The 25,738-nt window shown below is 70.9% G+C and carries 24 protein-coding genes and 1 tRNA gene; 12 read left to right on the top strand and 13 right to left on the bottom strand.

What is annotated here, in order from left to right; translation table 11 throughout:
- Window positions 1-49 precede the first annotated feature (49 nt).
- Window positions 50-1,957 (top strand): cytochrome c oxidase assembly protein, encoded by a 1,908-nt coding sequence (locus G6G98_RS10645; protein ID WP_164234716.1) that lies wholly within the window; start codon window positions 50-52, stop codon window positions 1,955-1,957.
- Between the two features lie 30 nt (window positions 1,958-1,987).
- Here G6G98_RS10645 and G6G98_RS10640 read toward each other — a convergent pair whose 3' ends face one another.
- Window positions 1,988-3,058: a hypothetical protein gene (locus G6G98_RS10640; RefSeq protein WP_164234590.1), complete on the bottom strand. Its 1,071-nt coding sequence runs from the start codon at window positions 3,056-3,058 to the stop codon at window positions 1,988-1,990.
- A 114-nt stretch (window positions 3,059-3,172) separates the two neighbouring features.
- Here G6G98_RS10640 and G6G98_RS10635 point away from each other — a divergent pair, with 114 nt between their 5' ends.
- From G6G98_RS10635 to G6G98_RS10615, 5 genes are all read left to right on the top strand, one after another.
- Window positions 3,173-4,558, top strand: coding sequence for an ATP-dependent DNA helicase (locus G6G98_RS10635; protein ID WP_164234591.1), 1,386 nt, complete (start codon window positions 3,173-3,175; stop codon window positions 4,556-4,558).
- A gap of 89 nt (window positions 4,559-4,647) precedes the next feature.
- Window positions 4,648-5,925, top strand: coding sequence for a serine hydrolase domain-containing protein (locus tag G6G98_RS10630; protein ID WP_067348113.1), 1,278 nt, complete (start codon window positions 4,648-4,650; stop codon window positions 5,923-5,925).
- A gap of 87 nt (window positions 5,926-6,012) precedes the next feature.
- Window positions 6,013-7,029 (top strand): magnesium/cobalt transporter CorA, encoded by a 1,017-nt coding sequence (gene corA / locus G6G98_RS10625; RefSeq protein WP_067348111.1) that lies wholly within the window; start codon window positions 6,013-6,015, stop codon window positions 7,027-7,029.
- 155 nt (window positions 7,030-7,184) lie between these two features.
- Window positions 7,185-7,829, top strand: a complete 645-nt coding sequence (locus tag G6G98_RS10620) for an MIP/aquaporin family protein (RefSeq protein WP_067348109.1) — start codon at window positions 7,185-7,187, stop codon at window positions 7,827-7,829.
- A gap of 160 nt (window positions 7,830-7,989) precedes the next feature.
- On the top strand, window positions 7,990-9,522 hold the full coding sequence (locus G6G98_RS10615; protein WP_067348107.1) for an alpha-L-fucosidase: 1,533 nt from the start codon (window positions 7,990-7,992) through the stop codon (window positions 9,520-9,522).
- Here G6G98_RS10615 and G6G98_RS10610 read toward each other — a convergent pair.
- Complete coding sequence (locus G6G98_RS10610) at window positions 9,467-10,348, bottom strand: alpha/beta fold hydrolase (protein ID WP_084788163.1); 882 nt, start codon at window positions 10,346-10,348, stop codon at window positions 9,467-9,469. The genes G6G98_RS10615 and G6G98_RS10610 overlap by 56 nt on opposite strands.
- A gap of 49 nt (window positions 10,349-10,397) precedes the next feature.
- Here G6G98_RS10610 and G6G98_RS10605 point away from each other — a divergent pair, with 49 nt between their 5' ends.
- The 3 genes from G6G98_RS10605 to G6G98_RS10595 all read left to right on the top strand — a co-directional run bounded on the left by G6G98_RS10605 (window position 10,398) and on the right by G6G98_RS10595 (window position 13,735).
- Window positions 10,398-11,693 (top strand): condensation domain-containing protein, encoded by a 1,296-nt coding sequence (locus G6G98_RS10605; RefSeq protein ID WP_067348103.1) that lies wholly within the window; start codon window positions 10,398-10,400, stop codon window positions 11,691-11,693.
- Between the two features lie 95 nt (window positions 11,694-11,788).
- Window positions 11,789-13,057 carry an ammonium transporter gene (locus G6G98_RS10600; protein WP_067348101.1) on the top strand — a complete coding sequence of 423 codons (1,269 nt, stop codon included), beginning with the start codon at window positions 11,789-11,791 and terminating at the stop codon, window positions 13,055-13,057.
- Window positions 13,058-13,258: 201 nt separating this feature from the next.
- Window positions 13,259-13,735, top strand: a complete 477-nt coding sequence (locus G6G98_RS10595) for a hypothetical protein (protein WP_067348099.1) — start codon at window positions 13,259-13,261, stop codon at window positions 13,733-13,735.
- 42 nt (window positions 13,736-13,777) lie between these two features.
- Here G6G98_RS10595 and G6G98_RS10590 read toward each other — a convergent pair.
- From G6G98_RS10590 to G6G98_RS10560, 7 genes are all read right to left on the bottom strand, one after another.
- Window positions 13,778-13,851, bottom strand: a tRNA-Gly gene (locus G6G98_RS10590).
- 51 nt (window positions 13,852-13,902) lie between these two features.
- Entirely contained in the window at window positions 13,903-15,138 is a 1,236-nt protein-coding gene (locus G6G98_RS10585; RefSeq protein WP_164234592.1) for a HAMP domain-containing sensor histidine kinase, read from the bottom strand.
- Window positions 15,131-15,841 (bottom strand): response regulator transcription factor, encoded by a 711-nt coding sequence (locus G6G98_RS10580; RefSeq protein ID WP_243842088.1) that lies wholly within the window; start codon window positions 15,839-15,841, stop codon window positions 15,131-15,133. Before G6G98_RS10580 ends, G6G98_RS10585 begins: the two co-directional genes overlap by 8 nt.
- Window positions 15,842-15,891: 50 nt before the next feature.
- Window positions 15,892-17,703 (bottom strand): Ig-like domain-containing protein, encoded by a 1,812-nt coding sequence (locus tag G6G98_RS10575; protein ID WP_243842087.1) that lies wholly within the window; start codon window positions 17,701-17,703, stop codon window positions 15,892-15,894.
- Between the two features lie 70 nt (window positions 17,704-17,773).
- The gene (locus G6G98_RS10570) at window positions 17,774-18,178 is read right to left on the bottom strand and encodes a hypothetical protein (protein ID WP_164234594.1); all 405 of its coding nucleotides are present in this window, start codon (window positions 18,176-18,178) and stop codon (window positions 17,774-17,776) included.
- Window positions 18,175-18,768, bottom strand: a complete 594-nt coding sequence (locus G6G98_RS10565; RefSeq protein ID WP_164234595.1) for a signal peptidase I — start codon at window positions 18,766-18,768, stop codon at window positions 18,175-18,177. Before G6G98_RS10565 ends, G6G98_RS10570 begins: the two co-directional genes overlap by 4 nt.
- A 72-nt stretch (window positions 18,769-18,840) precedes the next feature.
- Window positions 18,841-19,413, bottom strand: a complete 573-nt coding sequence (locus G6G98_RS10560; RefSeq protein ID WP_164234596.1) for a TasA family protein — start codon at window positions 19,411-19,413, stop codon at window positions 18,841-18,843.
- 172 nt (window positions 19,414-19,585) lie between these two features.
- Here G6G98_RS10560 and dcd point away from each other — a divergent pair, with 172 nt between their 5' ends.
- Window positions 19,586-20,191 (top strand): dCTP deaminase, encoded by a 606-nt coding sequence (dcd, locus tag G6G98_RS10555; protein ID WP_067348088.1) that lies wholly within the window; start codon window positions 19,586-19,588, stop codon window positions 20,189-20,191.
- Window positions 20,192-20,223: 32 nt separating this feature from the next.
- Here the strand turns inward: dcd and G6G98_RS10550 are convergent, their stop codons facing one another.
- Window positions 20,224-21,108 carry an alpha/beta hydrolase gene (locus tag G6G98_RS10550; RefSeq protein WP_067348086.1) on the bottom strand — a complete coding sequence of 295 codons (885 nt, stop codon included), beginning with the start codon at window positions 21,106-21,108 and terminating at the stop codon, window positions 20,224-20,226.
- 73 nt (window positions 21,109-21,181) lie between these two features.
- On the opposite strand from G6G98_RS10550, the gene G6G98_RS10545 reads away from it, so the two are divergent.
- Window positions 21,182-21,829 (top strand): TetR/AcrR family transcriptional regulator, encoded by a 648-nt coding sequence (locus G6G98_RS10545; RefSeq protein ID WP_164234597.1) that lies wholly within the window; start codon window positions 21,182-21,184, stop codon window positions 21,827-21,829.
- A gap of 123 nt (window positions 21,830-21,952) precedes the next feature.
- On the opposite strand, the gene G6G98_RS10540 is transcribed toward G6G98_RS10545, so the two are convergent.
- Window positions 21,953-22,708 (bottom strand): hypothetical protein, encoded by a 756-nt coding sequence (locus tag G6G98_RS10540; protein WP_164234598.1) that lies wholly within the window; start codon window positions 22,706-22,708, stop codon window positions 21,953-21,955.
- 105 nt (window positions 22,709-22,813) lie between these two features.
- Here G6G98_RS10540 and G6G98_RS17150 point away from each other — a divergent pair, with 105 nt between their 5' ends.
- Window positions 22,814-23,371, top strand: a complete 558-nt coding sequence (locus tag G6G98_RS17150) for a MarR family winged helix-turn-helix transcriptional regulator (RefSeq protein WP_243842086.1) — start codon at window positions 22,814-22,816, stop codon at window positions 23,369-23,371.
- Between the two features lies 1 nt (window position 23,372).
- Here the strand turns inward: G6G98_RS17150 and G6G98_RS10530 are convergent, their stop codons facing one another.
- Both G6G98_RS10530 and G6G98_RS10525 read right to left on the bottom strand, forming a co-directional pair.
- The gene (locus G6G98_RS10530) at window positions 23,373-24,293 is read right to left on the bottom strand and encodes a cation diffusion facilitator family transporter (protein WP_067348070.1); all 921 of its coding nucleotides are present in this window, start codon (window positions 24,291-24,293) and stop codon (window positions 23,373-23,375) included.
- A 19-nt stretch (window positions 24,294-24,312) separates the two neighbouring features.
- Window positions 24,313-25,716 carry an MFS transporter gene (locus G6G98_RS10525; protein ID WP_164234599.1) on the bottom strand — a complete coding sequence of 468 codons (1,404 nt, stop codon included), beginning with the start codon at window positions 25,714-25,716 and terminating at the stop codon, window positions 24,313-24,315.
- Window positions 25,717-25,738 lie beyond the last annotated feature (22 nt).

The following is a 25,738-nucleotide window of genomic DNA, read 5'->3' as shown; positions in this document are numbered from 1 at the left end:
CGTGGGGCTCCTCCTCGCCGGCGGACTCGTCGCGGTCATCGTCGCGCTCATGATCGGCGGCGGAGCGGCGCCGCTGCTCCTGCAGGATCCCGGTCCGTTCGTCCGGTGGATGATCCCGATCGCCAAGCTGGTGATGAACCTCGCCGCGGCGGCCATGCTCGGCTCGCTGGTGCTCGCCCTGTTCGCCCTGCGCAGCGGCGACCGCTCCTTCGATCTCGCGCTCAACGTCTCCTCGGTGGGCGCGGCCGTCTTCACGATCACGGCGGGCTTCGGCGCCTTCCTCACCTTCATGGCGGCGTTCAACCCGCAGCTCAGCGCCGATCGCGAGTTCGGTGCGCAGCTCGGCCGTTTCCTGCTGGAGACCTCGCTGGGCCAGTCCTGGCTGATCACCACGATCTTCGGCGCGATCATCACGGTGCTCGCCTTCGCCTGGCGCTCCTGGACCCCCACTCTGTTCACGGCGCTGCTCGCCGCGGCATCCTTCCTCCCGCTGGCCACGCAGGGTCACTCGGGGGAGCTCTCGGGGCACAACGTCGCCGTGAACTCGATCCTCCTGCACACGATCGGCGCCGCCGTCTGGCTCGGCGGCCTGCTGCTCGTGGTGCTGCTCCGCGGCGCCCCCGACATCGACACGGCTCGACTCGTGAGCCGTTACTCGAGCCTCGCGATCGCGGCGTTCGCGGTGGTCGCGGTGTCGGGCCTCACCCGCTCGCTCGTCGCGATCGTGGAGTGGTCGCAGCTGTGGACCCCGTACGGCGCGATCCTGCTCGCGAAGGTGGTGCTGCTGATCGGCATGGGCCTCCTCGGCGCCTGGTACCGGGTCCGCCTCATCCCTCGTCTCGTCGGCGCGCACGCGGCCCGCTGGTTCTGGATGCTGGTGCTGTGCGAGATCGGCCTGATGGGCCTCGCCTCCGGCGCCGCCGCCGCGCTCGCACGCACGCCCCCGCCGGTCGGCGAGGAGGCGCCGTTCGTGCAGACGCCCGCCGAGCACCTCACCCGCTCGCCGCTGCCGCCCGAGTTCACCCTCGACCGCTGGTTCACGGCATGGGACGTCGACGTGCTCTGGCTGGTCGCGGCCGGCTTCGGTCTCTTCCTCTACCTCGCCGGGGTGGCGCGCCTGCACCGACGGGGCGACCGCTGGCCGCTCCACCGCACGGTCTTCTGGGTGCTCGGGATGCTCCTGCTGGTGTGGGTCACCGGCGGGCCCATCAACGCATACCAGGAGTACCTGTTCAGCGTGCACATGCTCGGGCACATGATGCTGTCGATGGCGATCCCGCTGCTGCTGGTGTCCGGCGCGCCGATCACCCTCGCCCTGCGCGCGACCCAGAAGCGCGACGACGGCACCCGAGGCGGCCGCGAGTGGATCATGTGGGCGGTGCATTCGCCGTTCGCCCGCATCGTCACGCATCCGTTCGTCGCCGCCGCGATCTTCATCCTCTCGCTGTGGGCGTTCTACTTCACCGACCTGGTGCGCTGGTCGATGTACGAGCACCTCGGACACGAGTGGATGGTCGCGCACTTCCTCATCTCCGGTTACCTGTTCGTGATGAGCCTGATCGGCGCCGACCCGGTGCCGTACCGCCTCCCGTACCCGGGCCGGCTGATCACCCTCATCGCGGTGATGGCCATGCACGCGTTCTTCGGCATGGCGATGATGATGCAGGACGGGCTGCTCGTCGCGGACTGGTTCGGCTCGATGGGCCGTACCTGGGGCCCGGACCCGATGGACGACCAGTACATCGGCGGAGGCATCGCCTGGTCGATCGGCGAGATCCCCACCCTCATCCTCGCGATCACCGTGGCCATCCAGTGGAGCCGCAGCGACACCCGCCTGCAGCGCCGCCGCGACCGTCACGCCGATCGCACCGGCGACGCCGAGCTCGAGGAGTACAACGCGGAGCTCGCGCGCCTCGCCGAGCGGGAGCAGCGCCGGGCCGCGCGCGAGGACGGCTGACCTCACCACGGAGGCGCCGTGACGGGGCTCTCAGCCCGCCGGCTCCTCGCTCGGGGCGCCGACCCTGATCGAGGCCGACCCGTCGGGGAGGATCACGATCGTTCCGTTCACCTGGAACGGCACATCCTCGGACACCTTTTCGACGCTGCCGTCGAACAGGGACTTGATCTCGACATCGACGTGGGCCACGGCATCCGTCGGCGGGATCATCCAGTGAGCACCGTCCGGGACGACGGTCACGGCGGGCTGCACGGCGATCGACCATTTCGGCAGCGAGGAGATGCGGTTGGTGACCTCGAGCCCGAACGGGCAGGCGGTCGGCTGCAGCACCTCCTGCGTCGTGCACTGGGTGAGGAACTCCTCGACGCGCTGCTGCACGACGGCGATGAACTCGTCGGTCGGCTCCGCCTGCACGTCGACGGGGGTGGTCGCGAGGGGGGTGTCGGCGAGGACGCCGGTGCCGGAGGATGCCGCGATCGGAGTGTCGACGGTGACCGCGTAGAGGCCGGGGGTGAAGACGAGCAGGGGCAGCGGATCGAGCGGCGCCGCGTCGACCCCGGCCTGGGAGACCTGGCGGCGATCGATCTCGAACCCGTTCACCGCGAACTGGTCGGCGCCGCGCACGGTGAGCTCGACGACGGCGAGCGGGCTGGTCGTGAAGCGCCAGTTCGGCATGACGCCCGCCCAGCCGTCCTGCTCGACAGTGAAGGTCGTCGTGCCGGTGTGACCGGACGCCTCGTACTCGACGGTCACCTCGCTGCGGCCGTCCACGGCCTTCTCGGAGACCACCTCGATGTCGCTGAGCGGGCCCAGCGCCGCGTTCCGGAGCAGGGCCTCGGATGCCGCGTCGGCAATGCCGGCCGCCTCGAGGGTCTCGCGATCGATCGCGACGCCGGGGACGTGCAGGGCGTCTGCCGCCCGGCCGGCGGAGAGCATGTCGAGGTAGCGCACGACGAACGCGGACGGGCTGTAGAACTGCTGGTAGAGCGTGGAGGCGCCGGCGGCGATCGCCGCGATGAGCAGCAGGCCCACGATCGCCAGCATCGCGAGGTCCACGCCGAGGCGGGAGCGCCGTGGCGCCTTCGTCTCCACCTGCTGCATGGCGCCAGTCTAGGAGGGCGGCCTGGGACGACGCCGAGCGTGACCCCGGCTGACCTGTCACGGGACGTACCATGGGAGCGCCTGCATCCGCCCGTCGTACCCCGTGAGTGAGCCGTGTCCCTTCCTGCCCTGTCCGATGAGCAGAACGAGCTGTTCCGTCTGATCGAGGACACGAGCGAGCACGTCTTCATCACAGGCCGTGCGGGCACCGGCAAGTCGACGCTGCTGCAGCACTTCGCCTGGAACACGAACAAGCAGATCGCGATCTGCGCGCCCACCGGCGTCGCCGCGCTCAACGTCGAGGGGCAGACGATCCACTCGCTGTTCCGGCTGCCGATCGGCCTGATCGGCGACTCCGACATCGACCAGAACGACAACACCCGGCGCATCCTGAACGCGATCGAGACCCTCGTCATCGACGAGATCTCCATGGTCAACGCCGACCTGATGGATGCCATCGACCGCTCGCTCCGCCAGGCGCGCGGCAAGCGCGGCATCCCCTTCGGCGGAGTCCAGGTCGTGATGTTCGGCGACCCGTATCAGCTGGCCCCGGTGCCGCCGCGCGGCGACGAGCTGCGCTACGTGCAGGACCATTACCGCTCGTTCTGGTTCTTCGATGCGAAGGTCTGGGCCGGGTCATCGGACGCGGATGCCGGCGAGGGGCTGTTCGCCGTCGACACGAAGGCCGAGCTGCACGTCCGCGAGCTCGTGCAGATCCACCGTCAGTCCGACGACGGTTTCAAGGCCATGCTGAACGCCGTGCGGTACGGACGCGTGACCGCGGAGATCGCAGGGGTGCTGAACGCGCAGGGCGCCAGGACGCCCCCGGAGCCCGAGCCCGGCGAGGTCCCCATGATCACTCTCGCCACACGCAACGACATCGTGAACAGCATCAACAGCCGCCATCTCGCCGCGCTCCCCGGCAAGGAGCAGACCGCACGAGCGGAGATCAGCGGCGACTTCGGCCGGGGCGAGGCCTCGCTGCCGGCCGAGACAGAGCTGAAGCTGAAGGTCGGCGCGCAGGTGATGTTCCTGCGCAACGACACGTCGATGTCGGGGGAGCCGCCCCGCTGGGTGAACGGCACGATCGGCACGGTCACGCGCATCCTCGGAGACACGGTCCGGGTCGAGATCGACGGCGAGGAGGTCGACGTCGAGCCGGCGGTCTGGGAGCGGTTCCGCTACTCGTATGAGCCGGCCACGAAGAAGCTGACCCGTGACGTGGTCGCGGAGTTCACGCAGTTCCCGCTGCGTCTGGCCTGGGCCGTCACCATCCACAAGTCGCAGGGAAAGACCTACGACCGGGCGATCATCGATCTCGGCTCCGGCGCGTTCGCGCCGGGGCAGACCTACGTGGCGCTGTCGCGGCTCACCTCGCTGGACGGGCTGTACCTGTCCCGCGCGCTGCGACCGAGCGACATCCGCGTCGACGAGGACGTACGGCGGTTCATGCGCGAGGCCTGGGAGGCGAAGTCGACCCCAGAGCTGCCGAAGCGCTGACCCGCTCCGAGGACTGGGTGCAGGTCGCGATGCCGACTTTCAGGATGCGCGTTCTAGACTCGGGGGACACGTCATCCGGGGGTCCTTCCATGCAGCTTCTTTCGTCGCGCAGACTGCGCGCAGCCGTGGCCGGGGCGGTCGCGCTCGGGCTCGTCCTGACGGGATGTTCCACGGAGGACGCCTTCACCTACACGCCGCCCGAGCAGGTGGAGGGCTCACTCCCGGACGAGACCGTCGCTGCGATGCAGGATGCCGTCGCCGGGGCGCTGACCGCCTCCGGGGCGACCGGCGCCGTCGTCGGAGTGTGGGCGCCGTGGAGCGGGAGCTGGGTCGCCGGCGTCGGCACCCAGGAGCCCGGCGGGGCGGAGGTGGGCACCGACATGTCCTTCCGCATCGCGGACGTGACCCGGTTGATGACCTGCGACGTGCTCTACGGCCTGGTGGACGAGGGCGTCGTGGAGCTGGACGCGAAGGTGCCCACGTATGTCTCCGGCGTCGCGGACATGAAGGACGTCACGCTGCTGGACCTCTGCAACGGCACGAGCGGCGCGGCATCCTCCGAGGGCATCGTGAAGTCGGCGTGGCTGAACACGCCGGAGCGGCAGTGGGAGCCCCTCGAGCTCGCCGCCTACGGCCTCGGGCACGAGCGGGTCGCCCCGCACACGACCTACCGGGACTCCGATGCGGGGTACATCCTGCTCGGTCTGGCGCTGGAGCGGGCGACCGGCCGTACCGCCTCCGAGCTCATCGAGCAGTACGTGACGACTCCGCTGGGTCTGGAGGAGACATCCCTGCCCGGGGCGAAGGCGGCACCGCCCTCGGACGGCCCCGTCCTTAAGGGGCACTATCTCAACGCGGTCGAGGGCGGCTTCGACTGCACCGCCCCGGTGGACATCACCACCCTCTCCGCGAGCTCCGGCTACACCGATTCCGGTGTCGTGTCGACGATCGAGGACCTCGGCCGGTACGCCCAGGCGGAGGCGAAGCAGGCACTGCGCACCCAGGAGGAGCCGGCGCGCTTCGCGGCGCCCCTTCCCGCGTACCAGGACGCACCGGCCTGGCTGCAGGCGACCGGCGGGGGCTTCCTCGTCGGCTCCATGATCGGCCAGCACGGCTGGACGCCCGGATACGCCACGGCGGCGTACTCCGACCCGGCGACCGGATTCACCGTCGCCGTCGCGCTGAACGACTCGACGGCCGGCGCGAAGTTCGCGCAGTTCCTCGCCTGGGAGCTCGCGGCCCTCGCCTCGAAGGCCCCGGCTGCCTCCGGCCAGACCGCACCGGACTTCGGCCTGCCCTTCACGGCGGAGCAGTACCACCAGGCGATCGCGGACGCCGCGATCGCCTGCGTCGCGCCGCCGGCCTGATCCTTCGTCAGGCTCAGGAACCGAAGCAGGAGCAGGCTCAGGAACCCGCGCAGGAGCAGCTCAGGGACGAGCGGGAAGGAGCGAGCGATGGCGATCATCGACAACGCGATCTACGTCGACGGCATCCGCACCGCGAATCCGGCGAGCCTGAGCGAGACGTTCGAGTGCATGCGCGACCGCGGCGGCATGGGCTGGATCGGCCTGTACCGCCCCGGCGAGCAGGAGATCCGCGAGGTCGCCGACGAGTTCGGCATCCATGAGCTTGTGGTCGAGGATGCTCTGGCCGGTCATCAGCGCGCCAAGCTGGAGCGGTACGACGACGTGCTCTTCATGGTGCTTCGTCCGGCGCGCTACCTCGACGCGGCGGAGGAGGTGGAGTTCGGGGAGGTGCACGTCGTCGTCGGCCCGGACTTCGTGGTGACCATCCGGCACGCGGAGTCTCCGAACCTCGCCCGCGTCCGCCGCCGGCTGGAGGACGACCCGGAGCTGCTGCGGCTCGGGCCGGAGGCGGTGCTCTACGCCATCCTCGACGAGGTCGTCGACGAGTACACGCCGGTGCTCGCCGGGCTCGAGAACGACATCGACGAGATCGAGAGCCAGCTCTTCGAGGACGAGGTGGACGCCACGCAGCGCATCTACGAGCTCGGCCGCGAGGTCATCGACTTCCAGCGGGCGACGCAGCCGCTCTCCGGGATGCTGGAGGGGCTGCTCCGCGGTACGGAGAGGCATCAGGTCGACCAGGAGCTGCAGCGGTACTTCCGCGACGTGCTCGACCACACCCTGCGGGTGACCGACCGCGCCACCACATTCCGCGCGGTGCTCGACAACGCGCTGACGGTCGAGTCGACGATCGTCGCGCGCCGGCAGAACGAGGAGATGCGGCGGATGACGGAGCTGAGCATCCGCCAGAACGACGAGGTCAAGAAGATCTCCGGCTGGGCCGCGATCCTCTTCGCCCCGACGCTGGTCGGCACGATCTACGGCATGAACTTCACGGTGATGCCCGAGCTGCACTGGGTATGGGGCTACCCGATGGCGATCGGGCTGATGGTCGCGATGGGGGTCGGCCTGTACGGGGTGTTCAAGCACAAGGGCTGGCTGTAGCGCGCTCAGCGTTTTCACAGATTCCCGGCGCGGCATGCGGGAGACGGTATACGAAACCGATATTCTCGACGACGCAATGGCGGGTGCGTCGGCCGGAGTGCGCGGGCGGACGGGGTGGCCGCCTTCGAGACACTTCACAAGAAAAGAGCACTCTCATGACTGGTATTGCGCGTACGGCGCTCGCCGAGGCGATCGCCACGTTCCTCTTCGTCCTCAGCATCATCGGCGCGGTGAACAGCGGCAGCCCGCTGACTCCGCTCGCGATCGGCTTCGCCCTCGCGGTGCTCGTCTACGCGACCGGCCACATCTCCGGTGCGCACCTCAACCCGGCCGTCTCGGTCGCGGTCTTCCTCCGCGGCGGCCTCGGCGTCGTCGACCTGATCGCCTACATCGTCGCGCAGCTCGTCGGCGCCGTCGTCGCGGCTCTCGTCAGCTTCGCCCTGTGGCCGGCTGCTGAGGCTGCTGCCGAGATCGAGGTCGGCCCGGCGTTCCTCGTCGAGGCGCTGTTCACGCTCGCCCTGGCCTGGGTCGTTCTGAACGTCGCCACCTCGAAGGACACCGACGGCAACTCGTTCTACGGCCTGGCGATCGGTGGCCTGGTCTTCATCGGCGCGACGACGGTCGGTCCGATCTCGGGCGGCGGCTTCAACCCGGCCGTGGCCCTCGGCCTCTCGGTCAGCGGCCAGTTCGCCTGGAGCAACCTGTGGCTGTACGTGCTCGCCCCGGTCGTCGGCGCGGCCGTCGGCGCGCTGCTGTTCCGTCTGCTGAACACCGACGACGCCAAGAAGATCGGCGCCTGACCTTCACGCAGTGACAGAACGCCGCGTCCCCGAGAGGGGGCGCGGCGTTCTGCTGTCTGTCGTTCCGGCGCGACTTCTTGTATCGTTACAGGTCGCGCGGCCCCGCGGTCGCGGACGGAGCGTCGCCGTTCGACGCGGACGCGGAACGAAGGAGTCCTGCATGACCGACCTCTCCTGGGTGCCCGAGGCGCTGCCGGCGCGCGACGACGCCGCCGAGCTGGCGCGCGTCGACGCGGTCGTCGCGGCGGGGCCTTTCGACGACACCTGGGACTCGCTGCGGCGCCATCGGACGGCCCGCTGGTTCGGGGAGGCCAAGTTCGGCATCTTCATCCACTGGGGCGTCTTCTCGGTGCCGGCCTTCGAGAGCGAGTGGTACGCGCGCAACATGTACTGGGAGGGCACCTCCGCCTTCCGGCACCACATCGACGTGCACGGCCCTCACACCGAGTTCGGATACAAGGACTTCATCCCGCAGTTCCGGATGCAGGACTTCGACCCGGTCGCATGGGCAGCCCTGTTCCGCCGCGCGGGGGCGCAGTACGTCGTGCCCGTGGCCGAGCACCACGACGGCTTCGCCATGTACAGCAGCGACCGCACGCGCTGGGATGCGGCGAAGGCGGGACCGCGTCGCGACGTGTTCGGTGCGCTGGCCGCCGAGGTCCGGGCGCTGTCGATGACTTTCGGGGCGTCGTCGCACCGCGCGGAGCACTGGTTCTACATGAACGGGGGCCAGCGCTTCGACTCCGATGTCCGCGATCCGGCCTTCGCGGACTTCTACGGCCCCGCCCAGCGGGAGGAGACTTCTCCTTCGCGCGAGTACCTGGACGACTGGCTGCTGCGCACGGTCGAGGTGATCGACCGCTACCGGCCCGAGCTGCTCTGGTTCGACTGGTGGATCGAGACGCCCGCCTTCGAGCCCTATCTCCGCAGGCTCGCCGCCTACTACTACAACAGCGCCGCAGCCTGGGGTCGGGAGGTGGTGATCAACTACAAGTGGGATGCCTTCATGCAGGGCTCCGCGGTGTACGACATAGAGCGGGGTGCGATGGCGACCTCCCAGCCGGTGCCCTGGCAGAACGACAGCGCTGTCTCGCGGAGCTCCTGGTGCTGGACCGAGGGGCAGGAGTACAAGCCGGCCTCCGAGCTCCTCGGCGAGCTGCTCGACGTCGTGTCGAAGAACGGCAACCTCCTCCTCAACATCGGCCCGAAGCCCGACGGGACGATCGCCGCCGCAGAGGTGGAGCTGCTGGAGCGCCTCGGCGCCTGGCTGTCGGTGAACGGCGAGGCGATCTACGGCACGATCCCCTATGTCGTCCCCGGCGAGGGCCCGCTGCAGGTCGAGGGCGGCTCCTTCGTCGACGGCACGCCGTCGGCCTTCGGGCCGGAGGACTTCCGTTTCACGGTGCGCGAGGACGTCACCGGTTCGTACCTGTACGCGTCGACGCCGGCGTGGCCGGCCGACGGCGACGACGTCGTGCTCACGACGCTGGCTCGGCGCCTCCAGGTCGAGCCGAGGGAGATCCATCAGGTGCGGATGCTCGGCGTCGCGGAGCCCTTGGCCTGGGAGCGGCACCTCGACGGCCTGCGCGTCCGGCTCCCCGCCGAGCGCCCGAACCCGGACGGCTACGCGCTGAAGCTCAGCTTCGTGCCGGAGAGTCCTCGCCCCCGTACCGATTTCCTGCACCAGACCTGACGGCGCGGGGCGTCTGGCCGGCGCGGGGCATCTCACCGGCGCCGGTGCGGTCTCCGCCGGTGACGTGCTCGGCGAACAGGCCGGGCCAGGCCATGATGTCGTACGGCGTGCGGGCGATCACGAGCCGGCTGTCCGGGATCAGGGCGTGCAGACGGCGGGCGGTCTTGAGCGGATGCGCGCGGTCGCCCGTCCACGCGAGGATGAGCGTCGGGATGCGGAGCCCGGAGATGTCCGCGCGCGGCGGGAGGTCGGTCGCGGCTGCGCCCCGGAACACGGTGGGAAGCAGGGCCGGTGCGACCTCGGGGAGCGATGTCGCCGAGCCTGCGAGAGCCGGCGGGGTCGGCGCGAGGCGCGCCAGCTCCACCAGCCCCTCCACGCCGTCGCGCTCGACGAGCGCGGCGTTTCCCCGGTAGACGTCCGCCCGTGCGGCGCGCGTCTTCCACGCCGTGGGAGGCACAGCGAAAGTCAGGCTCCGGAAGCGATCAGGTTCGCGGACGGCGGCGTGCAGCAGCGTGCCCGTTCCCATCGACGGGCCGACCCCGTGCACCCTCTCGCCGGGAGCGACCCGGTCGAGCAGGCTGAGCAGATCGTCGGAGAGGCGGTCCCAGCCGTAGTCGGCGGGCTCGGATGAACCCGTCGAGCGTCCGTGCCCGCGCGCGTCGTAGCGCAGCACCCGGTGCCCGCGCACGGATCGGGCGAGGTCGAGTCCGAGCTCCGCGTCCCGCTCGCGGCTGGAGGTCAGGCCGTGCAGCTGCACGACGAGGGGGCCGTCGTCGCCGCTGATCGCGTAGTCGAGAGTCACCTCGCCGAGATCGTGAGAGGCCATCGTGCTCCCGTTCACATGACTGGAATCGTGCGCCCCTAGAATACGGCGGATGCGCTTGACGAACGTCGCCCAGATGCAGCTGCCGCAGGGCACGCTGCACTCGCTCGGCGTGCGCGTCGTCAGCCCGGCGCTGCGCAGCCTTCCCGTGTCTTTCGACCAGCGCCGTCATGTCGGAGCGGGGGATCGCCCCGGCTCGTGGATGGCGATCAGCCTCCGGATCCCCGCCGGCATCCGCCGTGAGCGGCTGGCGAAGGCCTGGATGTCCGTGGTCGCGAGGCACGGCGCACTGAACACGGTGTTCTCGCGGGGTCCGGACGGCGCACTCGTGCTGCAGGAGCACCGGGTCGACGCGACGGAGTGGCGCCGGCATCCGGTCGCGCCCGGCACCGCGGCCCGTGACGTGCTGCGCAGCGTCTTCGACGAGGCGTGCACGCCCTTCTCCCGGCCGTCGCACCTGCTCGCACTGCTCGCGCCGGACGCCGGCGAGGACGATCAGCGGCCGGTCGCGATCATCGGCTCCGACCACGCCCACGTCGACATGTGGTCGCTGCTGATCCTCGCCCGCGACCTGCGCGAGGCGCTCGACTCGGACGGGCTCGCGGAGCCCGCCGCCTCGTTCGCGGATCACTCCGCGGCGCTGGAGCGGATGCCGCCGGCTCCCGCGGCCGTCATCGACCGCTGGCACGAGATCCTCGCCGACGGGGAGGGGCGGATGCCGCGCTTCCCTCTGCCGCTCGGAGACCTCGCGCAGCCTCGGCCCGAGGTGGTGGAGGTCCGCGACGTGCTCGACGGCCCGCAGCTGGCGCGGTTCGAGGGGGTGGCGGCGGAGCACGGCGTGCGAGTGACCGCTCTGGCGCTCTCGGTGCTCACCACGGTGACCCGCGACCTGGCCGGCCGGCCGCTGCGCGCGGTGTTCCCGGTGCACAGCCGGCACGAATCGCGCTGGTACGACAGCGTGGGCTGGTTCATCACCAACTCCGTCATCGATTGCGTCGATCCGGATCCCGCGGCGTGCGCACGGGCGGTGAAGGAGGCGCTGGTGCTGGGGTCGCAGCCGCTCGCGCCGATCTTCGCCCCGTACGGAGGGATGCCGGAGACGCCGGGGATGTTCGCCGTCTCCTGGCTCGACTCGCGGCGACTGCCGCCCGCGCCCGGCGACATGTCGGTGCAGTACGTCTCGGCCGTCATCAGCACCGACGGCGTGATGGTGTGGTTCATCGTGAACGACGAGGGGCTGCACCTGCGCTGCCGGTACCCGGACACCCAGGAGGCCAGGGCATCGGTCGGCCGCTGGCTCGACGAGGTCGAGGACGGACTGCGGGCGGCGGCGGATCAGGAAACGTGACTGTAACTGCGCAGACCAGCGCGCGAAACGACGGTGCGCCACGCTGAGAGTCACGCGACGCCTGTGTGCGTCCCCGGAGAGAGGTCCGATCGACCATGGATCAAGGCAATACCGCGTTCCTTCTCATATCCGCCGCGCTCGTTCTCCTGATGACCCCGGGCCTGGCGTTCTTCTACGGCGGCCTGGTCAAGGCCAAGAGCGTGATCAGCATGATGATGCTCAGCTTCGGCTCACTGGGTCTCATCGGGGTGCTGTGGGTCCTCTACGGGTACGCGATCGCGTTCCCCGGCGCAGAGGGCACGCTGGCACCGTGGGCGATCGACTGGTCGGCCCTGGGGCTGAGCAGTCTGCTCGAGACGCCTGAGGGCGCCGCCTATCCGCCGCTGGCGTTCGTCGCCTTCCAGGCCACCTTCGCGATCCTCACCGTGGCACTGATCTCCGGTGCGATCGCCGACCGTGCGAAGTTCGGATCCTGGTTGATCTTCGCGGCGATCTGGGCGACCGTCGTGTACTTCCCCGTCGCCAGCTGGGTCTTCAACTTCGGTCTCGCAGAAGACGGCAGCTTCGCGTACGGAGGCTGGATCACGCATGGCCTGCAGGACACCTTCGGTCTCGGCGCCATCGACTTCGCAGGCGGTACCGCGGTGCACATCAACGCCGGTGCCGCCGCGCTCGCTCTGGCGCTCGTGCTCGGTCGGCGCGTCGGGTTCCAGAAGGGCGCGCACGTGCCGCACAACCCGCCGTTCGTCCTGCTCGGCGCCGGGCTCCTGTGGTTCGGCTGGTTCGGATTCAACGCCGGCTCCGAACTCGCCGCCGACGGCGTGGCCGCCCTCGCCTTCGTGAACACGATCGCTGCTCCCGCAGCGGCCCTGCTCGCCTGGCTCGTGGTCGAGAAGATCAAGGACGGCAAGCCCACATCCGTGGGCGCCGCATCCGGAGCTGTCGCCGGACTGGTCGCGATCACCCCCGCGTGCGCTTCGCTCCACCCGGTGTGGGCCATCCTTCTGGGACTCATCGCCGGCGCCGTCTGCGCACTGGCGATCGAGCTCAAGTTCAAGCTGGGCTTCGACGACTCGCTCGACGTCGTCGGCATCCACCTCATCGGCGGGCTCATCGGCACCCTGTACCTCGGCCTGTTCGCAAACGGCACCGGGCTCTTCATGGGCGGCGACGGAACCCAGCTGCTCGTGCAGGCGATCGCGGCGCTCAGCGTTCTGATCTACTCGTTCGTGCTCGCGTGGATCATCGGATTCGCGATCCACAAGACGATCGGGTTCCGCGTGAAGAGCGAAGACGAAGTCGCGGGCATCGACACCGTCGTGCACGGCGAAGAGGGCTACGTCCTCGACCCCGCCCAGGCCTGACACGGATCATCATGACCACTGTGCCGGGCCGCGTCGCGTGCCCGGCACAGTGGCCATCTGCAGTTGACGAGGAACAGCGTGGGGCACGGGTCCAGTCGCCGCGAGAGTGAGCTCATCCTGTCGGGGGGCGGCATCCGGCGGTTCGCTCAGGTGCCCCGGCAGTCGCTCGCACGAGGAGCAGGCGGGCTGCGTGATCTCTGGGTGGAACAGGACCGTGCGCTGCGACTGCAGTGGCAGCTCCAGCTGGTGGAGCTGCGGGGTCCTCAGGGCCGCATCCAGCTGCCGGACGACACCGTCCATCTCATCGTCGGGATCTCGGGCGCTCAGGTCGAGGTGCAGGCGGCCGACGCCCGCCCCACCCCTTTGCGTCGCGACCACGCACTCGTCGCACACGGGTCGAGTGTCGAGTTCTCCCGCCCCGGGATCCGCGGCATCGGCCTCAGCCGGGTCATCGTCCTGAGCTCTGAGGCATCCCTCCCGCCGGCCCGGTTCGCGGTGACGGCCTCGCACGGTGCGCTCCCGCTGTCGCGGGACCTCCTGGCACTCGTCGTCCTCAAGGGCAGCGTGACCATCGGCGAGTCGACGGTGAGCAGGGACTCCGCGTTCGTCTTCGGCTCTGAGGATCCCGGGGCCGCCGTCGCCACGTCGGCGCAGGTGCTGAGGATCAGCAGATCCTGATCACGGATGCTCGTCGCGGATCGGATCGGCTGTTCCAGGAGGTGGAGGGGCTGACGGGAATCGAACCCGCGCTGTCTGCTTGGGAAGCAGAAGTTCTGCCATTGAACTACAGCCCCGTGGTGGTGCCTGGCCAGCATAACAAACGCGGACGGGTCCGCGACCCGCCGCTACTCGGTCTCGCGTGCGGGGAGCATCAGGGAGAACGTGGTGGTCTCGCCGCTCTCCAGCAGCAGGTGCCCGCCCAGCGACTCGGCGAGCTCGGCCGAGATCGCGAGCCCGATGCCCTCGCCGGAGGTGGCGCTGCGCTGTTCGGGCCGGCGCTCGAACACGGAGTTCCCGCTCGGGCGCGGTCCCTCGTCGGAGACCTGGACCACGACGTACTCGGCACGCCGGAACGCCCCGACGCGCACGTCCCCTCGTCCGTGCGTGAGTGCGTTGTGCAGCAGTACGTCGAGGATCTGCGAGGTCGGCGCGGGGGCTGAGCCGAGGGCGGCATCCGTGCTCGTGACCGTGATCCGGCGGCCGGTCGAGTGCGCCTCCGGCGTCCACCGGGATGCGGCGCCGCGGATGATCTCGTCGAGAGGCTCGGCGGGCCCCGCGTCGAGGGCGTCTCCCCGGGCCATCTGCAGCAGCTGCGCGATGGCGTCGGCGAGCCGGTCGATCTCGCGGATCGCATGGCCCAGCTGATCGCGCACGGCCGGGGGCGTCTCCGGCCAGAGCGACAGATCCTCCAGCTCGAGGCGCACGGCCGTGATCGGGGTGCGGAGCTGGTGGGAGGCGTTCGCCGCGAACTCGTGCTCGCGGCGGATGCGCCGCTCGAGGGTGTCGGCGCTGGCGCGCAGCGCCTCGTCGATGGCCCGCGCCTCGGGGATGCGCAGCACCGGGGAGTCGTCGTCGAGACGGCCGCGGCCGAGATCGCGGGCGGTCTCGGCGAGCTGCACGAACGGGCGCGACAGGCGGCGGGCGAGAAGGATCGCCGCGATGCCGGACGCGGCGGTGAGCGCCAGCCCGATCATGATGACCGGCTGCACGGCGTCGGCGACCCGGCTGCCGATCACCTCGGCCGAGCGGCTGAAGGTGAGCGTGCCGCCCCCCGCGACATCGACCGTGGTCGCGATGTCGTCCTCGCGTGCGGCCACCCCGACCTCGGTGGTCACCCCGTCGGCGTCGACGTACTCGATGCGCTCGCCGTCTCGCAGGAGCGGTTCGAGGAACTCCTCGGACACCTCGCGGTCATGCTCACGCTCTTCGACGAGCACCGACAGGAAGTCCGCCAGGCGGACCACCCGCTGCGCCTCGCTCGTCTCGATCAGCTCCGCGATCATGTACGCGCGCGGGATGCCGTACAGGGCGATGATCCCGACCGCCAGCATCACGAACGCGATGACGAGGCGATCACGCATCCGGTCGCCCGTCGTCGAGCCGGAAGCCGACCCCGCGCAGGGTGGTGATGTGCACTCCCGCGTCGGACTCCTCGAGCTTCTGGCGCAGACGCGCGATCGTCACGTCGAGCGTCTTCGTGGACCCGAACCAGTTCTCGTCCCACACCTCGTCCATGAGGCGCTCGCGGGTCACGACGGTGCCCTTGCGCAGATGAAGCTGCGTGAGCAGATCGAACTCCTTGGTGCTCAGCTGCAGCTCGCGCGCCGGGGTGTACGCGCGGCGGGCGTCGACGTCGACCGTCAGCACCCCGGCGGCGGGAGCATCCGCCTCGGCGCCTGCGGGAGCGGCGACCGGAGTCGCGCCGGCGCGGCGGAGGAGGGCCCGCAGGCGGGCGAGCAGCTCCGCGAGCGCGAAGGGCTTGGCGATGTAGTCGTCGGCGCCGACGTCGAGGCCGACCACGCGGTCGAGCTCGCCGTCGCGGGCGGTGAGGATGACGATCCCGCCGGTGAAGTCCCGCTCGCGCAGCCGCCGGCACACGTCGAGCCCGTCCATGTCGGGCAGACCCAGGTCGAGGACGACCAGGTCCACATCGTCGCCGGCCCGCTCCAGCGCGGCGGCGCCGTCGGCGACGCGCTCGACCACGTACCCCTCGCGATCGAGCGTGCGCAGCAGGGGCACGGCGATGCCGTCGTCGTCCTCCACCACCAGGATGCGTCGTCCCACGTGATCGAGGTTATCAACCTCGCCCTCGCCCGATATACCGGCATTCGTCATCAGAACTCCCGATCCAGTGCGCCGACCTCGGTGACCGGGGCGGTCGAGCAGGGCGCCCCGCCGCCGTCGGTGGCGGTGGCGGACGGCGTCCACGTCATGGCGGCGCCGACCGTGGCCGTGCGCAGCGCGCCGGCTCCGTGGAGCGATCCGACCGTGACGGTCACGACGGTGACGGGTGCGCCGTTGACCGTGGCGGTGGTCGCGACCATCGTGGCGTTGAACGTCGACGTCTTGCCGGCCTTCACATAGTCGCCCCGGAGGTTGACGCTGCCGAGGTTCACGGCAGCGCCCGAGCGCAGCACGTCCACCGTGTCGCCGGAGCCGCCCAGCCCGAGCAGTGCGCCGTCGCGGAGCCGCAGCGTGACGGGCAGGGCCGTGCCGTTCCATCCGGGGGAGATGCTGGAGGCCAGCATCGGCTTGCCGTAGGTGAAGGTGAGGGTGTCCCCGGCGTCGACACGGCCGGCGGTCGCGCCGCCGTTGGCCGTCTGCACGTCCGCCCCGCGCACCGGGGTGTTGTCCACACGCCGGCCGGTGACCGTCGCCGACACGGTCTGCTTCCCGGTCCCGTCGACGAGCACGGCGCGGAGGTCGTAGAGGCCGTCGGCGACGCCGGTGGTGACCCAGGCGCAGCTGTACGGGACGGAGGTCGGCGTGCATGCCGTCGCCCAGCTTCCGGTGCCGCCCGGTGCGTACTGGATCGTGACCGAGGCGATCCCGGCCGTCGAGCTCGCCGACGCGGTCAGCGCCGTGGTGCCGTGGAGGTAGGCGCCCGGGTCCTCGGCGGACACGGACGAGATCGTGTTGTCGACGATGCGGTTCGTCACTGCGGACGAGGTCGCGCTGTTGCCCGCGGCATCCGTCGCCACCGCCCGGAAGGCGTAGGAGCCGCCGGCGAGCGTCGTCGTGCCGAACCGGCAGGAGTACGGCGGCGTCGTCACGGTGCAGGCGGTCGCCCAGGTGGATCCACCCGTCGGCGCGTACTGGATCGCGACCGACGCGACCCCGGAATCGGCGTCGCTCGCGGAGGCGGCGAGGGTCACCGTGCCGCTGAGCGGCGTGCCCGGATCGATCATCGACGCGCTGGGCGCCGCGTTGTCGACCAGCACGTCGGCGACGACGGGGGACACGCTGGTGGAGAGGCCCTGCGTGGCGACGGCGCGCAGGTCGTAGAAGCCGTTCGCGAAGGATGCCGTCGCCCAGGAGCACGAGAACGGCGCGAGCAGGTTGAGGCAGAGGCTCTTCCACGAGCCGCTGCCGGCCACGGCGTACTCGATGCGGACCGTGTACACGCCGATGCCGGCGTTCTGCAGCGTCGCCGAGAGCTGGACGCTGCCGCGCACGATGTCGGCGGGCGCGGCGAGGGTCACGCCGAAGGCGTTGGAGACGGTGACGTGGACGGTCGCGGAGGTCGTGGAGTACCCGGCGCCGTCGACGGCCACCGCGCGGACGTCGTACGCGCCGTCGGTCACGGCGCGCGTGTCCCAGGCGCAGCCGTAGGGGGCGGCGGTCGCGGTGCACAGGGTCGTCCAGGTGCCGGCGCCGACGGCCTGCACGGAGAGGGTCACGCTCTTCACGCCGCTCTCCGCATCGGATGCGACGGCGGCGAGGGTCACCGTGCCCTTGAGCGCGGTGCCCGGATCCTGCACGCTCACCGACGGCGGGGTCCAGTCGGAGGCTGCGGAGGCCGTGGCGGTGTTGGCGGTGCGCGTCGTGAACGCCGCAGAGGAGAACGCGGGACCCGCCAGCGCGGATGCCGCGACGAGAAGGCACGCCAGTGCCGTCAGTGCCGTGGCTCGCAGCGAGCGGATCATCGGAGTGTCCTTCCGGGTCGTCCCTCCGACGCTACGGGGAGGAGGGTTACAGCCAGTCCACGGCAGTCACTCAGCGGCGCCACAATCCGCCGGCCGGGCGTCGGCCGGCGCGGATCGTCGCAGCGGCGAGCCCGAGCGCCAGGGTGCCGAGGAGGATGTCGCGGAGCGTCCACGAGGAGGCCGGTGAGCCCGGTGCGCCGAGCGTGTTCGAGAGCACCACGCCGATGAGCGCCGCTCCGGCGAGGAGGCCGGTCGCGATGCGCGACTCGACGCATCCGGCGGTGCCGAGGCGGATCGCGGTGAGCAGGCCGGCCACGCCGAGAACGGCGGTGAGGAGGGCGACCGGGTCGTTCGCGAGATCCGCAGCGGATGCCGTCGCGAGCTGCGTGGTGGCGAGCGCGAGCAGGGCGACTGCGGAGAGGCGGCGCGGCCGCTGCTGCACGGCGGGGAGCCGGGTGCAGCCGGCGCCGTTCACGTCGTCACCTGTGCGGTCGCCGGCGCCTCGGCGGCGGCTGCGGCTGCCCGGGCGACGCGGGGCCGCCGGGTCTCGCGGAGGAGGTCGCGCAGGAAGAGCAGCGCGATGACCGCGGCGGGCACGCCGATCGCCAGCATCCGCACGATCGGATCCGACAGGGCGATGAACACCCAGCCGGCCTCCGGGATCCAGCCCTCGACGCGCGGCTGCACGGCGCCGGCGAGCGTGAAGTCCCACGGGTCTTCGCTGGCATTGGCATCGCCCTGCGTCTTGAGAACGCGGGGGCCGCCGGCCTCTGCGGGCTCGGTGATCGAGGTGATGCGGTGGGTGACGAGCTCGGTGACGCCGGAGCCCTCGGGCGGCAGGTAGGTGATGACGTCGCCCACGCGGAGGTCCTCCACCGCCACCTGCTTCTCGAAGACGAGCGCGCCCCGCTCGAAGGTGCCCGACATCGAGCCGCCGGTGATCACGTAGCGGTCGAGGCCGAGCACCCCGGGGACGAGCATGAGCGCGGCGACCCCTGTGATGATGACCGCAGCGATCGTGGCCAGGGTACCGCCGATCGTGCGTGCCGTCTTCGTCGCGCTCATGCTCGTCTCCTTCTCTCTCGCCCCCTCTGACGAGAGCTCATGCCCGGCCGGGGCGTCCCCGGCCGGGTCAGATCACTGCTCGGTGGTCGTCGCGGCGGTCTGCGTGGAGTTCCACGAGTAGCTCGCGGTCGCGGTCTTGCCCTGCTCGGCGTTGGTCGCCGACTGCGCGAGCGTGACGCTGAAGGTGTACTCGCGCGCCTCGCCGGCGGTGAAGGTGCCGAGGCTCAGCGGACCGCTGGTCGTGAGGGCGCCGAACGTGCCCGACCAGACCGGGGTGCTCACGCCGGTCTGCGTGACGACGAGGGTGAGGTTCGACTTCGTCGCGAAGCCGTTCACGGCGTCCTCGGTGAGCGTGAAGTCCGCGGCCAGCGTGCCGGAGTTCTTGATGGTGACCTTGCCGTTGACGGTGTCGCCGGGCTTGAGGTTCGACAGATCGAAGATCGCGCTGCCCGACTTCGAGTTCGTCTGCTCGAGCGTGCCGGTGCTGTACGCGTTCGCGGCGTTGACCGAGTTCGAGACGAAGTCGGCGCCGGAGCCGACCGCGATGGCCGCGGCCACGGCGAGACCGGCGAGGGGCAGGAGGATGCGCTTGCGCGACCGGGCCGGCTTCTCTGCGACGGCGGCGGTCTCGGTGGTGGCGTACATGGGGATCCGTTCTGTGGGGGTCGTCCTGGGGGAAAAGCTCTGTCCATGACGCTATTGAGCGCCGCACAACGGCCCGGCCACAGGCGGGCAACGCCGATGCCAGCGTTCGGCCACAGCCCGCGAGCGCGGCAACAGAACGGTGACGGCGGGTCATCGCGACTACGCTGGTGCCGTGCTTCTCAGTGATCGCGACATCAGAGCAGAACTGGCATCCGGCCGCATCGGCCTGACGCCGCACGAACCCGAGATGATCCAGCCGTCCAGCATCGACGTGCGCCTCGACCGGTACTTCCGCCTGTTCGACAACCACAAGTACCCGTTCATCGACCCGTCGGAGGACCAGCCGGAGCTGACGCGCCTCATCGAGGTCGACCCCGACGAGCCGTTCATCCTGCACCCCGGAGAGTTCGCCCTGGGGGCGACCTTCGAGCAGGTCACGCTCTCCGATGACATCGCCGCACGCCTCGAGGGCAAGTCCTCGCTCGGCCGCCTCGGCCTCATCACGCACTCCACCGCCGGCTTCATCGACCCCGGCTTCACAGGGCACGTCACTCTCGAGCTCGCGAACGTCGCGACGCTGCCGATCAAGCTGTGGCCGGGCATGAAGATCGGCCAGCTCTGCTTCTTCCGCCTCACCTCGCCGGCCGAGAACCCGTACGGCTCGGGTCCCTACGGCAACCGCTACCAGGGGCAGCGCGGGCCGACGGCATCCCGGTCGTTCCAGAACTTCCACCGCACCGACGTCGGAGTCACCGACGTGGGCGCGCACGGCGGATGAGACGGATGCCGGCGTCGCCCGCTGCCCGGCTTCTACGCGCCGCCCTGCTGAGCCGAGCCGACAGGGCGCGGCGCGTCCTGGAGCTCCGCGACCACCGCGTCGAGCACGGCATCCGCGTGCAGGATCCGCGAGTGCCCGAACCCCTCGGTGCGCAGCAGTCGTGACCGCCCCTCGTGCGCGGCGTGCAGCCGCAGGGCGTCGGCGTCGGGCATCCGGCGGTCTGCGCGGTCGTGGACGACGAGCAGGCGCGTGTCATCCGGCAGCGGATGCCGCACCGCATCGTAGCGGGCGAGGAAGTCGCGCTCGGCGAGGCCGAAGTGACCGAGGAAGCGCCGCTCCATCTGCGCCCGCGCCGGAGCGCTCAGCCGGAACTCGCGCGCGAACTCGCCGACGAAGGCCGCAGGCGTTCCGGCCCCCGCGATCGTGACCACGGTCGGGACGGGAACCGCGCTGCGGGCGGCGGCGAGGGCGGCGAGCCCGCCGAACGAGTGGCCGATGAGCGCGTCGAACCGGCCGTGCTCCTGGCTCAGCGCCTCGGCGGCGGCGACCCAGTCGCGGATGTCGGTTCGGCGGCCGCCGGAGGAGCCGTGCGCCGGGGCGTCGAAGGAGACCACCGTGAGGCCCTCGGCGACGAGCTCGCGCACGAGCGGGGCGAACTGCGAGGCGCGACCGCGCCAGCCGTGCAGGAGGAGGACGGTGCGCGGTCCGCGACCCCAGGCGTAGGTCGCGACCTCTGCCGGGCCGATGCGCAGCCGGGAGCGGGTCGCCGCGTCGTGCGTGGCCTCATCGCGCTCGTGCACCCGCATGCGAGGGGCCGTGCTGAAGAACGCGCGATCCGCGAGCGCCCCGCCCAGCGCGGGAGAGACGGCGGAGGCGACGCGGATGCCGCGTGCGATGAGGGCGGGGGCGGATGTCATGGCGGCTCCTGTCGGCGTTGTATGCGTACGATCGTACGTATAGTATCCGAACGATCGTACGTATACTAGGGAGATGTCGGATCCGGTGATCGTGGACGGGCGGCGGGCGCGCGGCGACGCCTCCCGCCGCGTCGTGCTCGCCAGCGCCACCGACCTCGCCTCAGTGGAGGGGCTCGACGGGCTCACGATCGGGCGGCTGGCCGAGACCTCCGGCTACAGCAAGAGCAGCATCGCCACGCTCTTCCGCAGCAAGGAGGGGCTGCAGCTGGCGACGATCGCGGCGGCGCGGGAGATCTTCGTGCAGCAGATCGTCGAGGCGGCGAGGACCGAGCCTCGCGGCGCCCGGCGGCTCGTGCTGCTGATGCGGAACGCGCTCGTCTACTCGCGCGACCGCGTGTTCACCGGCGGATGCTTCTTCGCCGCGACCGCCGCGGACGTGGATTCCAAGCCGGGCCCCGTGAACGACGCCGTGCGCGAGGGGCTCGCCGCGTGGTACGGCTACGTCGAGGCGCAGATCGGTCATGCCGTCGCGGCCGGGGAGCTGCGGACCGACGATCCGGAGGTGCTCGCCTTCGAGCTCATCGCGCTCAACGAACAGGCGAACTCCCGTTCGCTGATGATGCAGGACGCCCGGCCGTACGCCCTCGCCGCGGCGGCGATGCGGGCTCGGCTCGCGTCGGCCGGCGTGGGCGCCGAGGCGCTCGCGCTGCTCGACCTCTAGCCGCAGGCGCGAGAACGCCCCTCCCGCTCGGGAAGGGGCGTTTCGTCACTTCGACTCGCCGCGCTCGCTCGGTGCGGCGCTCGGTCGCCCGCGGTCGTCGCTCAGCGACCCGGATGGGGGCGATCAGGCGTCGCGGCCGCGGGCGTAGCCGGCGTCGAAGCCGCGCTCGTAGGCGTGCTGTGCGGTGCGCTCCGCACCGTGGTCGCCGTGGCGGCCGTGATGCGGGTGGCCGTGGCCGTGGCCGTGGCCGTGGCCGTGGCGGCGCTCGTGCTCGCAGCCGTCACCGTGACCGTGACCGCCGTGACCGCCGTGACCGAGTCCGGCGTGACCGCCGTGACCGTGGTGCCCGGCGTGGGGACCGAAGCCGAGGTGCCGTGCGACGGCGGGTCCGAAGCCCGGCCCGAATCCGCGGCCGAACGGGAACGGCCGGCCGCGCCCGAACCCTCGGGGGCTGCCCTGGCGTCCGCGTCGGCGGGGGAGCGGCGTGCTCTCGTCCCAGCCGAGGGCGACGGCCATCTTCTCGAGCGAGGCGAGGGTGGTGGCGAAGGCCTCCGGGCTGACGGCATCCGCCACGGTGGCGCGGATGCCGTCGACCAGGGCGCCGAGACGCTCCTTGGCGGCGCGGCCCTCGTCGGTGAGCGCCCAGCCGGTGCCCTCCTGCGTGACCCAGCCGCGGGCGATGAGGCCCTCGAGCTTGCGGGCGTGCAGCGGCCGGCGGGCGGGAGCGGTTCCGTCGACGACGTTGAGCAGCCGCCAGTCGCGACGGCTCGCGCCCTCGGCCTCGAAGGCCCGGGCGAACTCGGCCGCCATCAGGCGGTCGACGGCCGTGAGCCAGTAGCCGAAGGGGCGCGGGGTGTTCTGCGGTTCTGAGGTGTTCATGGTGAAGTCCTTTGGATGTCAATGTGCATGTGCTTGTCACAATGCATGTATATGTATGGTGACATGCAGTCGTGATGCATGTCAAGTCACATGTAAAATCGTCTGGTGACCTCCGCAGAGAACGACCCCGCCGACGCCATCGCCCGTGCCCTCTCGCGTCTGCGCGGCCGGCGGCCGGGCCCTGAGCGCGGTCGCGGCCACGGCGGTCCCCACGGGTGGCACGGCGGCCCCCACGCCGAGCACTTCGAGCACCCCGGTCACGGCGCGCATCCCGGACGCGGCGGCTTCCCTGGTCCGCCGTGGATGGGGGATCCCTCCGGGCGCTTCGGCGGACCCGCGCGCATGCGGATGCTCGAGGCGCTCGCCGCGGCATCCGCCCCGCTCAGCGTGAGCGACCTGGGGGCCGCGATCGGCGTCGATCAGCCGCGCGCCTCCCGGCTCGTGCAGCAGGGCGTCGAACGCGGGTTCGTTCGCCGCGAGGCCGACCCCGACGATGCCCGTCGCACCCGCATCGCGCTCACCGACGAGGGCCGCCGGATCGCCCGCGGCATGCGGGGGGAGCGCCGAGAGGCCTTGGGGCGGGCGCTCGCCGCGTTCACAGAGGAGGAGCGCACCGAGCTCGCACGCCTGCTGAACAAGCTCGCCGACAACTGGGACTCCTGAGTCAGGCCGTCTCACCGAACTCGAGCGAGGGCTCGTCGGCGACGGAGAGCGACAGCACGACGGTCTCGACGACCGCGTTCGTCTCGATCTGCCGCTCGATCGCCCGCAGCCGCCGCGCGACGTCGTGCTCGCGCGCGTCGCCCGCGAGGTCGACCTCGGCGACGATGAACAGCCGGTTCGGACCCACGTACTCGATGTGCAGATAGGTGACGCGCTCGATCTGCGGCGACGAGAGCAGCGCGCGCCCTGCGCGGGCGCGGAGGTCCGGCGCGGCGTTCGTGCCGACGAGGAACGCGACGTTGCGCCTGATGAGGATGATCGCGACGACCCCGAGCAGGATGCCGACCAGGATCGAGCCCACGGCATCCCACGCCGCGACGCCGGTGATCTGGTGCAGGGCGATGGCTGCGCCTGCGATCGCGAGGCCGATCAGCGCCGCCGCATCCTCGAAGAAGACGGCGCGCAGCGTGGTGTCGCTGGTGTCGAGCACGAAGTCCCACGTCGACGTGCCGCGCTCCCGGGCCAGCCGTCGCGACTTCACCATCGCCTGCGTGAAGGAGATGCCCTCGAGCACGAAGGAGACGCCCAGCACGAGGTAGGCGACGAGCGGGCTCTCCACCGGGCCCTGCTCCTCGAGCTCCTGGATGCCGTGCATGATCGACACGATCGACCCGGCCGTGAAGATGCCGAACGCCGCGATCAGCGACCACACGAAGGCCGCCCGTCCGTACCCGAGCGGATGCAGTGCGTCCTTCGCACGGGCTCCGCGGCGGTCGGCGATGAGCAGGAAGATCTCATTGCCGGCATCCGCCCACGAATGCGCCGCCTCGGCGACCATCGACGCCGAGGACGTCACGATCGCGGCGATCGTCTTGGCCACCGCGACCAGGACGTTGGCGAGGAACGCGATGAGGACGGTCACGCGGGAAGACTACTCCCGGTCACGCCGCGCGATGCGCCTTCACCGGCAGCAGGAGGAGGAAGCCGGCGACCAGCACGACGACGATGCCGAGGATGCCGAAGGCGGTCTGCGAGGTCAGCGCGATGAGGATCGTCCAGGCGCCCGAGGCCATCCAGCTCGCCGCGCGGCCGGTGGTCGCGTAGAGCCCGAAGATCTCGCCCTCCCGTCCGGCCGGCGTCACCCTGGCGAGGAACGAGCGGGCCGCCGCCTGCGCCGGGCCGACGAAGGCGCAGAGGATGAGGCCGCCGATCCAGAACACGGTGGTTCCGGCGTCCACGAGGAGGAACACCGCGAGACCGGCGACGATCATCGCCCCCAGCGAAAGCAGGATGATGCGCTTCGGGCCGAACCGGTCGTCGAAGTACCCGGCGATGATCGTGGAGACCCCGGCGATGAGGTTCGCGGCGATGCCGAAGATCACCAGCTCCTGGAACTCGAAGCCGAACACCGTCGCGGCGATGACCGCGCCGAACGCGAAGACGCCGCTCAGCCCGTCGCGGAATACGGCGCTGGCGAGCAGGAACCAGAAGGTCGGGCGCGTCTGCGGGTCACGGTAGAGCCCCGCGACGTCCTTCACGAGCAGCCGGTACGACGCGAAGAAGCCCACCCTGCGGTCGGGGCGTCCCAGCGACGGCTCGGGCACATTGAGGAAGATCGGGATGCTGAACACGATGGCCCACACCGCGCAGCCGACGGCGATGAGCCGGAACGGCAGGCCGTTCTCGGTGGACATGCCGAACCAGTCGGCGGCGTCGAGCACGACGACGATGACGAGGGCGACGATTCCGCCGAGGTAGCCGAATCCCCAGCCGAGGCCGGAGATGCGGCCGACGGTCTTCGGGTTCGCGATGCCGATGAGCATGGCGTTCGAGTTCACGGCCGCGATCTCGCCGAACACCGAGCCCGCCGAGATCAGTGCGACGCCGAGCCAGAACAGGCTCGGCACGGGCTCGACGAACCACAGGCCGAGCATGCACATCACGAGGGCGCCGGTGCCGATGCCGAGCCACAGCTTCTGCCTGCCGGCGGCATCCGCCCGCTGACCGAGCACCGGGGCGAGCAGGAGGATCGCGAACGCCGCGATCGTGGAACCGAGCCCGAGGCCGCTGGTGAGCTCCGCGAGCGCCGCCTCCTTGACCGGGTCGCCCTTGTCGAGCGCGGCCACTCCGGCGGGCAGGAAGGAGTCGCCGACCAGGTACAGGGCCGTGAAGATGAAGGTGAGGATGACGGTGTTGAACGGCTGCGTCGCCCAGTCCCACAGCGCCCACGAATAGACCTGCTTCTTCGGGGCAGGGGTCTCGCCGCGCAGGTCGAGGCCGATCACTCCGACGGTGCCCGCGCGGGCGGGCGCCTGTGGTCTCGGCGTGGGGGCGTCATCGCTCATGTTCGAAGTCTGGCGGTGCCCG

The sequence above is a fragment of the Microbacterium hydrocarbonoxydans genome, from assembly GCF_011752045.1.
Taxonomy (GTDB): Bacteria; Actinomycetota; Actinomycetes; order Actinomycetales; family Microbacteriaceae; genus Microbacterium.
This window is presented reverse-complemented; position numbering and strand designations above follow the sequence as displayed.

Bases quoted from the DNA above. Each gene is read 5' to 3' on its own strand.
- G6G98_RS10620 (WP_067348109.1), top strand. From the start codon at position 7,185: ATGACTGGTATTGCGCGTACGGCGCTCGCCGAGGCGATCGCCACGTTC.
- G6G98_RS10610 (WP_084788163.1), bottom strand. From the start codon at position 10,348: ATGGCCTCTCACGATCTCGGCGAGGTGACTCTCGACTACGCGATCAGC.
- G6G98_RS10600 (WP_067348101.1), top strand. From the start codon at position 11,789: ATGGATCAAGGCAATACCGCGTTCCTTCTCATATCCGCCGCGCTCGTT.
- G6G98_RS10615 (WP_067348107.1), top strand. From the start codon at position 7,990: ATGACCGACCTCTCCTGGGTGCCCGAGGCGCTGCCGGCGCGCGACGAC.
- G6G98_RS10640 (WP_164234590.1), bottom strand. From the start codon at position 3,058: ATGCAGCAGGTGGAGACGAAGGCGCCACGGCGCTCCCGCCTCGGCGTG.
- G6G98_RS10560 (WP_164234596.1), bottom strand. From the start codon at position 19,413: ATGTACGCCACCACCGAGACCGCCGCCGTCGCAGAGAAGCCGGCCCGG.
- corA (WP_067348111.1), top strand. From the start codon at position 6,013: ATGGCGATCATCGACAACGCGATCTACGTCGACGGCATCCGCACCGCG.
- G6G98_RS10545 (WP_164234597.1), top strand. From the start codon at position 21,182: ATGTCGGATCCGGTGATCGTGGACGGGCGGCGGGCGCGCGGCGACGCC.
- G6G98_RS10605 (WP_067348103.1), top strand. From the start codon at position 10,398: ATGCGCTTGACGAACGTCGCCCAGATGCAGCTGCCGCAGGGCACGCTG.
- G6G98_RS10630 (WP_067348113.1), top strand. From the start codon at position 4,648: ATGCAGCTTCTTTCGTCGCGCAGACTGCGCGCAGCCGTGGCCGGGGCG.
- G6G98_RS10525 (WP_164234599.1), bottom strand. From the start codon at position 25,716: ATGAGCGATGACGCCCCCACGCCGAGACCACAGGCGCCCGCCCGCGCG.
- G6G98_RS10645 (WP_164234716.1), top strand. From the start codon at position 50: ATGATCGGCGGCGGAGCGGCGCCGCTGCTCCTGCAGGATCCCGGTCCG.
- G6G98_RS10540 (WP_164234598.1), bottom strand. From the start codon at position 22,708: ATGAACACCTCAGAACCGCAGAACACCCCGCGCCCCTTCGGCTACTGG.
- G6G98_RS10565 (WP_164234595.1), bottom strand. From the start codon at position 18,768: ATGAGCGCGACGAAGACGGCACGCACGATCGGCGGTACCCTGGCCACG.
- G6G98_RS10585 (WP_164234592.1), bottom strand. From the start codon at position 15,138: ATGCGTGATCGCCTCGTCATCGCGTTCGTGATGCTGGCGGTCGGGATC.
- G6G98_RS10575 (WP_243842087.1), bottom strand. From the start codon at position 17,703: ATGATCCGCTCGCTGCGAGCCACGGCACTGACGGCACTGGCGTGCCTT.
- G6G98_RS10550 (WP_067348086.1), bottom strand. From the start codon at position 21,108: ATGACATCCGCCCCCGCCCTCATCGCACGCGGCATCCGCGTCGCCTCC.